General features: G+C 40.3%; 9 protein-coding genes. 6 read left to right on the top strand and 3 right to left on the bottom strand.

All coding sequences use genetic code 11. The features are described from left to right. Nucleotides 1-16: 16 nt before the first annotated feature. Genes PZB74_RS20155 through PZB74_RS20145 form a run of 3 tightly spaced genes read left to right on the top strand, consistent with a single transcriptional unit; the run spans nt 17 to nt 3,220 of the window. On the top strand, nt 17-760 hold the full coding sequence (locus tag PZB74_RS20155; protein ID WP_302239009.1) for a hypothetical protein: 744 nt from the start codon (nt 17-19) through the stop codon (nt 758-760). A gap of 31 nt (nt 761-791) precedes the next feature. Beyond that, the gene (locus PZB74_RS20150; protein WP_302239007.1) at nt 792-1,640 is read left to right on the top strand and encodes a DUF350 domain-containing protein; all 849 of its coding nucleotides are present in this window, start codon (nt 792-794) and stop codon (nt 1,638-1,640) included. Continuing rightward, on the top strand, nt 1,631-3,220 hold the full coding sequence (locus PZB74_RS20145; protein ID WP_302239005.1) for a polyamine aminopropyltransferase: 1,590 nt from the start codon (nt 1,631-1,633) through the stop codon (nt 3,218-3,220). Before PZB74_RS20150 ends, PZB74_RS20145 begins: the two co-directional genes overlap by 10 nt. A 95-nt stretch (nt 3,221-3,315) precedes the next feature. Here the strand turns inward: PZB74_RS20145 and PZB74_RS20140 are convergent, their stop codons facing one another. After that, nucleotides 3,316-4,341: a threonine aldolase family protein gene (locus PZB74_RS20140; protein WP_302239003.1), complete on the bottom strand. Its 1,026-nt coding sequence runs from the start codon at nt 4,339-4,341 to the stop codon at nt 3,316-3,318. Between the two features lie 137 nt (nt 4,342-4,478). On the opposite strand from PZB74_RS20140, the gene PZB74_RS20135 reads away from it, so the two are divergent. The 3 genes from PZB74_RS20135 to PZB74_RS20125 are packed head-to-tail and all read left to right on the top strand — an operon-like array spanning nt 4,479 to nt 6,932. Next, the gene (locus PZB74_RS20135) at nt 4,479-5,051 is read left to right on the top strand and encodes an RNA polymerase sigma factor (protein WP_302239001.1); all 573 of its coding nucleotides are present in this window, start codon (nt 4,479-4,481) and stop codon (nt 5,049-5,051) included. Nucleotides 5,052-5,057: 6 nt separating this feature from the next. After that, complete coding sequence (locus PZB74_RS20130) at nt 5,058-5,825, top strand: hypothetical protein (protein ID WP_302238999.1); 768 nt, start codon at nt 5,058-5,060, stop codon at nt 5,823-5,825. Between the two features lie 12 nt (nt 5,826-5,837). Continuing rightward, nucleotides 5,838-6,932: a hypothetical protein gene (locus PZB74_RS20125; protein WP_302238997.1), complete on the top strand. Its 1,095-nt coding sequence runs from the start codon at nt 5,838-5,840 to the stop codon at nt 6,930-6,932. A 52-nt stretch (nt 6,933-6,984) separates the two neighbouring features. On the opposite strand, the gene PZB74_RS20120 is transcribed toward PZB74_RS20125, so the two are convergent. Together PZB74_RS20120 and PZB74_RS20115 are read right to left on the bottom strand one after the other, a co-directional pair. Beyond that, nucleotides 6,985-8,037 carry a PorP/SprF family type IX secretion system membrane protein gene (locus PZB74_RS20120; protein WP_302238995.1) on the bottom strand — a complete coding sequence of 351 codons (1,053 nt, stop codon included), beginning with the start codon at nt 8,035-8,037 and terminating at the stop codon, nt 6,985-6,987. A 5-nt stretch (nt 8,038-8,042) separates the two neighbouring features. Then, nucleotides 8,043-12,329: a PKD domain-containing protein gene (locus PZB74_RS20115; RefSeq protein ID WP_302238994.1), complete on the bottom strand. Its 4,287-nt coding sequence runs from the start codon at nt 12,327-12,329 to the stop codon at nt 8,043-8,045. Between the last annotated feature and the right edge of the window lie 110 nt (nt 12,330-12,439).

The raw sequence follows: 12,439 nt of genomic DNA, 5'->3' as shown, positions 1-12,439 counted from the left end.
GAACACACAAGACAAGATGAAATCAATAACAGGATATAAAGGATGGATGGTACTAGCTGTTTTTTTGCTTAGTGCCTGCTCAGGTAATGACTTTAAAAAAAATCCGGTAGATGTGCTCATCCGGGATATGACAGAAACGCCTATCTACTCTATCATTTTGTATGATATGAATGTAGAGGGCACCTTCTTTAAAGATTATGAGCATCAGTATCGTATTATTAAACAATCATCTCCTGATGCCAAGCCTGAAGAGGTAATTACAGATTGGTACCCGGTAGAAGAGAACTTTTTTAACCAACATGCCAATGACATGGGCATGGAGATAGCCGCAAAATCTGAAGATGGCAAGGTAAGCAAATTAGTTAGCCCTCCAGGTTACTCCAATTATGTAGGCAACCCTCAGTATGGTCAGTGGCAGACAGGGGCCAACGGGAATAGCTTTTGGGCTTTTTACGGTCAATATGCTTTTTTGAGTAGCATGCTCAACCTGGCTACTTTTCCAATCCGCCGTTCTTACTATGACGATTATCGTACTTACCGAGGAAGTGGACGACCTTATTACGGGCCGGTAGTATCTAATGGCCGAAGAGCCTATGGTACAGGTAGTGCCTACACTACAGCCGCCAAGCCAAATACCCGCTGGAGTTCTACACGTAACAGTAGTAGCGCATTCCGCTCGGGCAATCGTACGTCTCGTTCTGGCAGCAGATATAACAGCTCTTCCAGTATGCGCTCCCGCGGTGGTGGATTCGGTAAATAATTTAAATATCAACTAAGCTAACCAAACTTGTATGATCACTTTAGACGCTGCTCTAACAGCCTTAATATATCTTGCAGAGTGTTTTCTGTTATTTTTGATTGGTAAGTTTGCCTACAAGCTTTTTCAAAGAAAGATAAAAGTAGGGGTAGAGCTGGTAGAAAAAGACAACTTTGCCTTTGCGGTTGCTCACGTTGGCTACTTCATAGGCTTGCTATTAGCAATTAGTAGTGCCATAGTAGGACCTAGTAACGGAATATGGATAGATGTAATGGATATTGCTATTTACGGATTGCTGGCCATTGTTCTACTAAATATATCTATCATTATCAATGATAAAATCATCCTTAGAAAGTTTGTAGTGTACAAAGAAATCATTGATGATCAGAACGTGGGGACTGGGGTTATTGAAGGTGCAAATGCGATAGCTACCGGGCTTATCATATTAGGCTCAGTATCTGGCGAAGGAGGTGGTATAGATACTGCCTTAGTTTTTTGGGTAATAGGTCAGATATTACTGATCATCACCGCATACTTTTATAGCTGGATTACACCTTTTGATGTACATGACCAGATTGAGAAAGATAACATTGCAGTAGGACTGGGCTTTGCCGGAGCTATAGCGGCAATAGGTAATTTAATCCGCTATGGGCTGATGATTGATTTTGTGTCGTGGCAGGAGTCTATTACCAATGTAGGGATTGATGTGCTGATAGGGCTCATATTCTTACCGCTAGCCCGTACACTTACAGATAAAATCTTACTGCCTGGTCGTAGCCTTACCGACGAACTAGTTAATCAGGAGCGTCCTAATGTAGGAGCCGGTCTTATAGAAGCTTTCGCATATATTGGAGGTTCAGTGTTAATAACTTTATGTCTGTAGCCCCCCAGCCAAATTTGGAGAAAAAGCTCAATAGAAAGTTAAGATCTAACGTACTCAAAATTGCCCTGTTTGCTACCGGTCTGGCAGGCATAGTAGCAGAATATGTGCTTTCAACTCTGGCTACCTATTTTCTGGGCGATTCAGTTTTTCAGTGGACGATGATTGTGTCCATGATGCTTTTCTCTATGGGCCTGGGGAGTAGACTGAGTAAACTGTTTGAGAAAGAGCTATTGCAGAAATTTATCTATGTAGAATTTTGTCTCTCAGTATTTTCTGCCTTTGCTGCTTTGGTAGCCTACACCGCTGCGGCATATACTGTTTATACAGGCTTCATCATTTATAGTTTTTCTATCCTTATTGGTTTGCTCATCGGACTAGAAATTCCCTTGGTTATTCGCCTGAATGATGAGTTTGAAGAGCTTAAAGTCAATATTTCTTCTGTTATGGAGAAAGACTATTATGGAAGCTTATTAGGCGGAATCTTTTTCGCCTTTGTGGGTTTGCCGTATCTGGGGCTTACTTATACGCCATTTATCCTAGGTATGACAAATTTTTTGGTTGCCATACTACTTCTACTGGTATTGTGGGGAGCACTGTCCTCTATGATTAAAAGAAAGCTTATTGTTATTGCTTCCGGAGTAGCTGTAATTCTAGTTTCGGGAATTGTCTTTGCTAAGCCCATCATACTTTTTGGAGAGCAACAGCGGTACAAAGACAAAATTATCTATGAAGAGCAAAGCCGATATCAGCGAATAGTCATTACCCAATGGAAGGATCATTTTTGGTTGTATATTAATGGAAACCAGCAACTTAGCACATTAGATGAACAGATGTATCATGAGCCGCTTGTTCATCCTGCCATGAGCCTTATACCCCAGGTTAAAGATGTACTTATACTGGGTGGGGGTGATGGTTGTGCTGTGCGCGAAGTATTAAAGTACCCTTCTGTAGAGCACATTACATTAGTAGACCTGGATCCTGCCATGACAGAGTTGGGGCTTAATCACCCTGTTTTAAAGAAGGTAAATGATGCAGCGCTAACTAGTGAAAAGGTAGAAATAATCAATGATGACGCTTTTCATTTTCTGGAAAATACAAGGCAGTACTACGATGTGGTTATTATTGACCTGCCAGACCCCAAAACAGTTGAGTTAGGACGTTTATACTCATCAGAATTTTATACACTGGCTTCAAAGCAGATGAGGCCCCATGCAGTGCTGATTACGCAGGCAGGTAGCCCTTACTTTGCTACCCAAGCTTTTTACTGTATTGATAAAACATTGCAGGATGCGGGTTTTCAAACCCAGCCTATGCACAACCAAATTCTTACGATGGGAGAGTGGGGCTGGGTACTTGCTTTAAAAACCCCTGAAGAAAAACCTGTAAACCTGAAAGACAAACTACAATCTCTTACTTACGAAAATGTGGAAACGGCATGGCTTAATCATGAAGCCATGCAGCTAATGACTTCTTTTGGCAAAAATTTTTTCTTACCCTCAGAAAGTGACATAGAGGTTAATACAGTGCATAATCCGGTGCTTTACCGCTATTACCTGAATGGTAACTGGGACATTTATTAAAATATTTTTCCAGTCTTCCAACCCTTTCCACCATTTTACTGTCTATGAGGGTACAGGGTAAATTTATTGGAGGATGTGTGACCGGTAGCCGGCTTTTAGACTAGCTTCCGGTCCATTTTTTTAAAGGTCTCAATTACTTTTTCAACATCTTCATCAGTTAACTGTAGATGCGTTACCATTCTGATTTCATTTTTGCCAAATGGAATTGCCAGAACCTCTTCTTCTTTTAGTTCTTTTAAAAACTGTTCGGTACTTATACCTTTTAAAGAAAAGATTAAAATATTGGTGTCTACCGGCAAAACTTCCTGTACAAAACGCTTTCCGTTTAGGGCTTCACTTAACTGTTTTGCCCTCAAATGATCATCCTTTAATCTCTCTATATGATGATCTAAAGCGTAAATGCCCGCTGCTGCCAGATACCCTGCCTGTCGCATGCCTCCCCCAAGCACCTTTCTAACTTTTTTTGCCTTTTTAATGAGTTGATGAGAGGCTAATAGTACAGAGCCAACAGGTGTACCTAAACCTTTGGACAAGCACACAGAAATAGTGTCAAAATATTTACCATATTCACGTGCAGTCTCATTAGCAGCTACCAAGGCATTAAATACCCGGGCCCCATCCAAATGTAGCGGTAGTTGGTGCTGTTTACATAGCTCAGAGATAGCCTTTATCTGAGTTGTAGTATAAAAGGCTCCTCCGCCTTTATTTACCGTATTTTCAAGTGCCACCAGTCCGGTCTCAGGATAATGAATATCATCAGCATTAATTGCCTCAGCAATAATATCAGGGCTTAGAATACCCCGTGGTCCATCAAGCAGCTTGACTGAGCACAGGGAGTTAAAGGCAATTCCTCCCCCTTCGTAATTATATATATGAGAGCGCTTATCACAAATAACTTCCTGTTGAGGCTGGGTCAAAATTTTAATAGCGATCTGGTTAGTCATGGTACCAGACGGGCAAAACAAGCCAGCTTCCATCTCAAATATTTCAGCGGTTTTGGCTTCAAGCTGCTGTACGCTGGGATCTTCTCCTAAAACATCATCGCCAACTTCTGCTTGCATCATTGCTTCAAGCATGGCGGGTGTTGGTTTAGTTACGGTATCGCTTCTTAAATCTATCATATAGTCTTCTTTATCGGTTTAATATGTTGATTATTGGAGATTTTAGCTTTATTTCAAATATTTTCAAAAATATAATGAACTGGATGCAACCCCTAAGCTATGACCAACATCTTTAATATGAATCCTTAATAAAAGAGATGAGCCTTAAACTACACAAAAGTAAATCTTTGGATAAACTGGTCATCGGCTGTATTAAGCAGGAAAGAAAGGCGCAGCACGCCCTATACGAACGCTTAGCTCCACTAATGCATAGTGTATGCCTACGCTATGTTAAAGATACTGCTGAGGCAGAAGATGTACTGCTAAAGGGCTTTATGAAAGTCTTCCAAAACATAAAAAAATTCAGGCAAGAGGGTAGCTTTGAGGGTTGGGTACGTAGAATCATCGTTAATGAAGCTCTTATGTATATTCGTAGAAATAAGACGATGTATCTGGAAGTTGATATTGACGAAGCACAGGAAGCAAAAAGCATTAACGTAGATCATCTGCAGGAGCAGGACCTGATGCGGTTAGTACAGTCATTACCACTGGGCTACAGTACCGTTTTTAACTTGTATGTAATTGAAGGGTATGCTCATCATGAGATTGCGGAGATGTTGAATATCAGCGAGGGCACCAGTAAGTCACAGTTAAGTCGTGCTAAACATTTGCTCCGACAACAGATTCTGGAGCAGGAAAAGTCTATGAATGATAAAAATCAACTAGGGTAAAACACTATGAATGATTTAGAAAAAATATTTTCAGAGAAGCTGCATAATTACAAGACTCCACCGCCAGCAGAAGGGTGGGAGCAGCTAAGCGCAGCATTGGATGCTGAAGAAAAAGGTAGAAAGAAAATATACCTGTGGAGAGTAGCTGCGGCCATTTTACTTTTGTTCATCGTAGGCGTTAGCTGGCAAAGTAGTCAGAGTACATTAGATAATTCTACTCTATCAGAAGAGTTAGAGCCTGATACAAGTAGTAAATCTCCAGCTTATGAGACTGTACCTGAACAACTGGCACTTTCAGATAAAAAGGAAAGTATACCTGCTATTGCTGAAGTGGAAACTCAAAAAGTGGCAAAAGATAAACGCAATTCTGTAGAACCTAAAGATCATGTGAAGGAGTTGAACTCTGCTCCTAAGCTAGTGGCTCAAGCGCCACAAGATGAATTAGTCACTCAGACAAGTAGCACTCCAGTAGAATCTCCCAATAAAATTATGGAAGAACAGCTTAAGTCTTTTGAAATTATGGAAGTAGAGCCCTTGGAGCTTAACGAAACGGACTTACTTGCTGTTGATGTGCCTACTACTAAGTTTAGTGAGCCGGTAACTATTATCTATAAACCAGGGGCTGAGCAATTATACGAAGAAGATAAAGCCAATGCCCTTGATTTTTTGAGTGAGTTAAAAAATTCAAATATCAGTTTTTCCGAAATTAGAAATGCTAAATCTGAATTGCTCGCTAAAGTTTTCAATAAAAAAGAAAACGAAGTAACCCGTTAACAACATTTACCCATGAAAAACTTAAGATTGATATGCTTAATGTTCCTGCTTAGCCTGGGAACAACAGACTACCTTCATGCTTTTGTGTCACCTGACACAATCATTATTCGCCTCTCTAATCGGGAAGAAATAAAGATAATCTCTAGTAGCGGCAACGAACTGAAACAGCTCAGTGAATATGACCTTAACAAAATCATTCGTGAACTGAATGAGAAAGCAGATGAAAATGGACAGAATGTAACTATTACTATGGAAGATAGTAGTGGTACTCAATATATATTGGAAAGAGAAGAAGAGATGTGGAGAGGAGATAGCTATGAACAAGAAGCTGAGGAGGAAGAAGAGAACCTGGAACAGAAACTAGAACGCTTAGAGCGTGAGCTTGAAAGGCTAAGCGACAATATGGAAGACAAGAAGTACGATGATCGTGAGGTTCAATTTAACAAAAAGAAAAACCAGGGTACCAGCAGTACTTTTATTATTGAGCTTGGGCTCAACAATTATATGAATGACGGAGAAATACCCAGTAGCGAAAATGAGCTTTTTTCCGTAAACCCCATTGTTTCCTGGTATATAGCACTAGGAAGTATGAACACCACACACATTGCTGGACCTTTGTCTCTGGATTGGGGAGCTAATGTAAGTTGGTATAACTTTAAATTTGAAAACGAAAGAACAAGAGTTGAAAAGCTGGATGATGGGCTTTTGTTTTATGAAGATCCTACCACTGACATTTCTCCAATCAAAAGTAAGTTGGTAGTGCCTTACCTTAATGTAAGCATGGTACCAATGTTTATCTTCGGAAAGAGAAGAAGCAGTGACTGGGAGCCCTTTTCTTATCATGAGAATGATGGATTCAGAATTGGGCTGGGAGCATACGCAGGCTACAGAATTGGCAGCCGATCTAAATCTGTCTACAAAGAAGGTGGAGACAGAGTACGTGATAAAGATAAGACTAATTTTTACTTCAATAACTGGAGGTATGGAGCAAGGCTTCAGCTCGGATTTAGCGGAGTAGATATTTTTGCAAATTATGATCTGAACGAACTGTTTGTAGAAGATAAAGGACCACAGCTCAATGCTTTTAGTTTCGGAATTATTCTTTAAGATCTAATGTACACAAAAAAAGCGGCTCAATTTTGTAGCCGCTTTTTTTATGCTATGGTTTCCACAAATAGCGTGGCATAAAGGCAGGGCATGGGTTATACTTGTCTTTTCTGCTTACTTTACCCGGTCTTTTTGAGAGCTGAAGCTCCATAATCAGAGATATCTCATGTGAACCTCCTGAAGAAGCAGGACCTAACTTTGAAACTGTCATATCATAACTGTAGCCAAAGTTCAGGTTATTCATTGACAAACCTACTGAAACGGCTAGTGCATCATGATTAATAGTGCGTGGCATGTCTTTTTGCAAAGGTATTCCTTTATACCAAAGTCCTAACATAAGCATCCTGTAGTAATAATTAAAGCCTAAATCAAGCTGATCAAACCTTCCTTGCTTTCTGTAATTGAATGAAGGATTGATACTAGACTCTATACCGCTTTTCATAGGCCCAAGTTTTAGCGGTATTTTCATTCCCCCATGAAGAGTGGCACGCATAGGAAGCTTGCTTTCACCATCTAAAGCCGACTGATTGGGCTGGTTGATATGATGAAGGGCGAAGCCTGCCCAAAACTTACTGCTGTATATAATTAAACCACTGGCAAAGTCAAAGTGGTTGTTGTTATCCAGGTTTCTTGCATCAGGGTCAGTGGTAGGAGCATCAGCGTTTCCAAAAGCCAGCTGATCCCCAAATACAAGCTTGGAAAAATCCATACTCTGTGAGCTGTAACCTACCTGAAATGCAGGCATGGCTCTGAGTTTGTTATTAAGAGGAATAGTATAGGAGTAAATAGCGCCAATGTTGGTAGAGCTAAGGTTTGCGGAGCCTGCCCTGTCTGTAGATACAATTACTCCTATGTTACTATTGCTGGCCGGCAGGTTGTAGTCGTATGCAAAAGCATAAGTAACAAAAGCCTGGGGCAGACTAGACCAGTGATTTCTATAATTTACACTGGCTCTATGCTGACCTGTAGTTCCTGCAAAGGCAGGGTTGAGGTACAGTGGCGCCGCATAGTATTGCGTAAACTGAGGGTCCTGGGCAAATAGTTCTTGACAAGACAACAGAAATATTAAAAAACAAATGGCTCTTTTTAGTAAAACTGTATTCATACTCATTACCTCACTAGCGTTAAATCACCTACAATTGTATTTGAGTCTCCGTTACTAAACTCAAGCTCAAGCTTATAAACGTATACATCTTTTTTACAGAGACTACCCTTGTAATATCCATCCCAGCCATAGTTTTTGTCAAAACTTTCAAAAAGCATTTCGCCCCAGCGGTTATAAATCATCATATGGAAACTGGTAACCCCTTCAAAAACCGGAAGGAAAATGTCGTTCTTACCAAATGAATTGGCATCTGAACCACCAGGTCCTGAAGTGTTGGGTGTAAAAGCATTAGGTATGCTAACCTTACCGCCGTTTTTCACGATCACAGCACTTTCCATCTTTAATGTATCCGTACATCCTTTTCCACTTTGTGCAATCAGCATAACATCGTAAATACCGGTTTCTTCATAAACATGAGAAGGCTCAAACTCAGTAGAGGTATAGCCATCTCCAAAGTCCCAGAAAAACTCTGTGGCACCAATGCTTAAATTCACAAAATAGATTGGCTCACTAAGGAATGCTTCACTTGGTCTCAGATTAAAAGCAGCTCTTGGTGTTTCGTAAACTTCTACACTAAATTCCTTTACTGCTTCGGTAGTAACACCATTGCTATTACTGGCCTCAAGCGTGATTGTATACAAGCCGGGCTCATAATAGGTATAGCTAGGATTTTCTGCAGTGGATACTCCTTCTCCTTCTCCAAAGCTCCAACGATATGTTCCAGCCTCAGCAAACCTTGAGAGATTACGAAACTGTACTGTTAAAGGGCGGCAGCCAGTAGGTGGTTCATAAGTAAAGTCTACTTCAGGATGGTAGGGCTCAATAAAAATTTCCTGAGTTAAAGTATCTGTACAGCCCATCGCGTTAGTAGCTGTAAGTTTAATAGTATAATACCCCACAGAATCATAAACATGGGTGGGTGAAGCTTCGGTAGAGCTAGTACCATCTCCTAATTCCCAGAAGAAGCTAACGGCTCTTTGGCTTTGGTTGACAAGGCTGATTTCCTGTCCTGGTAAATAAGATTTAGCCAAACGAACCCTAAAATCAGCTTTAGGTCCTTTATCCAGATCAACCACCAGGTCTACTTCTTTTTTTACTACAATACCAAGTTCGTTGCTTGCCTGTAAAGTTATGGTGTAAATACCTGTTTCAGTATAAGTATGGACAGGGTGGATTTCATTGGTTAGAGTACCATCCCCAAGATCCCACCAGAAGGTAGTAGAGTCAGCGTACAGAGTTTTATTTGTGAAACTGACTTCTAAAGGAAGACAGCCTTCTATACTTGAAAAACTAAAATCAACCTGAGGGAGGGTTTGTTTAATAATTACCTTTGCTGAGTCTTCCTCAAAACAGTAATCTCCTTCAGCTTTTAGTAAGATTGTGTACTCTCCAGGAGCGGCATAGGCATGTGTACCAGGGTGTCTTTCAGTAGAAGTATTACCATCGCCAAAGTCCCAGAAATAAGTCCAGTCACCATCCTTTGTATAATTTGTAATGCTAACAGTATTTTCTGGTATTTCCATGATGGTAGGGCTAACTACAAATGAGGCTCCTATATTTTCCTGAGGTACAACTTCTATAGTTTTGCTATTGACATCACTCGTACAACCTATAATATTTTCGGTCTTCAGGCTAGCCTGGAAGTTATAAGCATTAGACAGATTTTTCTGGAAGAAGACTTCAATACTTCTTTCTGTAAGGTCAGGAGTGCTTAAAGGAGTAGGAGTAATGGTCCATTCATAAAACGCACCTTCTTCTTCTGCGGTTAGTTGATAGCGGACAAACTCACAATCTGCCTCTATAATTTCATAAACAAATTCAGCACTAGGAATAGGGTTAACATCTACTATTTTTTCAGTACTAGAAAAGCATAGTCCACTTTTTTCTGCCAACAGTTTAACACTGTACTTTTTGCGTATTCTACTGTCGTTTAATAGTGTAATGGAGTAGTCAGAGAGTGATGATGAGATACTTTGCTGATCAACAATACTACTGTCAGATAAATCTAATACTTCCCAATGATAAGTATCAGGATTAAGCGTACGGGTAGAGGCATCTACTTTAAACTTATATAGCCTGGGAGCACAGTTAGAATCTAGCCCACTGAGATTAGTAATGCTAAAGTTAGAAGGTGGTCCTGGTTGTACGGTAATTTTTACTGGTGCACTGCTAACTGAGCATCCATTTACAGCTTTTACCTCTAGCCATACTTCATACTCATGGTCAACAAATGAGCTTTGCGTATTGTCAAAAGTAGCCGAAAAACTGTCTTGAGCAGGAGAAATTATTGTGCTGCTTACATTATTTGTTTTTAGATTTCTAGTGTACCAAACATAACTGGCAACATTGGTAGGCTGATCGGCAATTAAAGTATTTGGCGTAAAAGCAACTTCTAATGGAGAACATCCTACGGTTTGGTCAGTGGCAAAACCTACATCAGGAATAGGTCTTACTCTTACATCTTTAACAATGATTGCTGAGCAACTTCCCTTCTGGGTACTTACTCTATGGGCTACCTGATATGTGCCGCTATTAAGAAAAGTATGAGTAAAGGCATTGGCATCAGTAGATGCATCAACATCAAATGTTACTCCATCATAGTCAAAGTCCCATTCGTAAGTATCAATTATATCTCCATTCACACTAACACTCAGGCTGGCTAATGATTGGAAGGTGGTGCCATCTTGCAGACAAACCTCATCAAAACTGTAGTCAACTTCTGGTACAGCATAAATATGTATATCTGAAGTAGCTCTTGTTTCACAATTTATGCCTGTAGCAGAAGAGATAAGCTCCGCTTGATAAGTACCTGGAGCATTAAAGCTTAAATCCTGACTGCTCTGTGCTCCTGCGCCAGTAATATTAGATATTAGTGAACCATCAGGTCGGTAAAAGTTCCATTCCCATGTAGATGTTCCATTCACATAATTGCTAGAAACATCGTGAAAACGAAGATCAATGGTTTGAGGGTTATTTGTATCAAAACATAATGGGCTTAATGGCTGATCATTCGTATCAGTAACATCAATAGCTGCGTTAGGGGTAGCCTGAATTTCAATATACTTTACTATTTCTCCACCACAATTACCTACCGAGTTACGGTCTCTGGCAATAAGCTTTATGGCCTTTCTTCCAGAAGTGGTATAGCTAAAATTAGGGTTTTTGCCAGTTTTAGTTTGAAGAAGGGTAGACTCAGTATCATCGTCATAAAATTGCCACTCCCACTCAAAGCTAGAATCATCAGTGCCATCACCATCATCATCAATGCCAGCTGTCAGGTTTTCAAAATATATGATGTCGTTGATACAAAATTTATCCTGCTCTGGTCCACTGCTATTGTTTAAACGGGTTCTGTAGTCAGGAGCAGACTTTTCTACAACTATAATTCTTGCGGTCTGTGAAATATAAGTGCTATCTCCGCCGGGAGCTAAAGGGTTTAAATAATTTCCATCGGTAGTGTCCGCATCATAAGGGTTACAGATATTCCAGTTTCTTAATGTGATCTCAAATTCTTTACCTACATCTGCCACTGTAGTGGGAGGTACGTAGATCTGATAGCTTTGCTCTCCAGAAGCGATTACCGGACCAGGAAGTACTTCTACTGGGCCGTTAAAGTTATTCGGACGCACAGCGCCATCAACCTGGACATTAGCAAGGTTACTGCCTCCGGTTCCATACACCCATTGAATCCACCTTACAGGATTGTTAATTCTATCATTTTCTCCTGAAGCAGGTACACAGTTCCAAACACTATTGTCAGTAAAATTCAGAGTGGCGTCGTTTCCTGCGCATATTCTATAAACTGTAGGGTTGATGTCTAAGCTTCCTCCATTGCGTTCATCTACATCCCAAACTGTTACGTTTTGAGTTTGAGGAGAGCTAGGGCAGGATACTCCGTCAATTTTTAGTGTTACGATAGGGCTATAATTACAATCATTACCATCTCTCTGATATTTGTGTGTAGCAGTTGCTTCGTATACATTTCCACCCACATGGACAGCAGGGATTGTTTCTTTGGTTCCTGCTACTGCTTCATCACCCCATACAAACTCAAACTCTACAGTGCTAGGAGAACCCAGCACAGTGTACCATACCCTCCACTCAAAATCATGCGGTGCGCAAAGCTGAGGTACACTCTCTACGTTGTTTCCCGGATTGGAATAGGTAGAGCATTGGGAATAAAGCTGTTGAATATTGAATACTAAAAAAAATAAGACGAAAATGTAGGTATATGGCTTGTATATAAACCTGCACTGATTTGCCTCACTGTTTATCGTAAAAATGTATTTCATAATGATAAACTATCTTTCTATTAACCCCTAGCCTGAAGTGGTGAAAATTGTTTATCAAAATAATGCAAAAACTAGACCTTGTGTTTGCGTTAAAAGGCAAGGTCGCTGTA

Origin of the sequence: Porifericola rhodea, assembly GCF_030506305.1 — a bacterium.
Lineage (GTDB): Bacteria > Bacteroidota > Bacteroidia > Cytophagales > Cyclobacteriaceae > Catalinimonas > Catalinimonas rhodea.
This window is presented reverse-complemented; position numbering and strand designations above follow the sequence as displayed.

What these genes read in the sequence shown, in the direction of transcription:
- PZB74_RS20140 (WP_302239003.1), bottom strand. Translation starts at nt 4,341, where the DNA reads ATGATAGATTTAAGAAGCGATACCGTAACTAAACCAACACCCGCCATG.
- PZB74_RS20145 (WP_302239005.1), top strand. Translation starts at nt 1,631, where the DNA reads ATGTCTGTAGCCCCCCAGCCAAATTTGGAGAAAAAGCTCAATAGAAAG.
- PZB74_RS20115 (WP_302238994.1), bottom strand. Translation starts at nt 12,329, where the DNA reads ATGAAATACATTTTTACGATAAACAGTGAGGCAAATCAGTGCAGGTTT.
- PZB74_RS20135 (WP_302239001.1), top strand. Translation starts at nt 4,479, where the DNA reads ATGAGCCTTAAACTACACAAAAGTAAATCTTTGGATAAACTGGTCATC.
- PZB74_RS20125 (WP_302238997.1), top strand. Translation starts at nt 5,838, where the DNA reads ATGAAAAACTTAAGATTGATATGCTTAATGTTCCTGCTTAGCCTGGGA.
- PZB74_RS20120 (WP_302238995.1), bottom strand. Translation starts at nt 8,037, where the DNA reads ATGAATACAGTTTTACTAAAAAGAGCCATTTGTTTTTTAATATTTCTG.
- PZB74_RS20130 (WP_302238999.1), top strand. Translation starts at nt 5,058, where the DNA reads ATGAATGATTTAGAAAAAATATTTTCAGAGAAGCTGCATAATTACAAG.
- PZB74_RS20155 (WP_302239009.1), top strand. Translation starts at nt 17, where the DNA reads ATGAAATCAATAACAGGATATAAAGGATGGATGGTACTAGCTGTTTTT.
- PZB74_RS20150 (WP_302239007.1), top strand. Translation starts at nt 792, where the DNA reads ATGATCACTTTAGACGCTGCTCTAACAGCCTTAATATATCTTGCAGAG.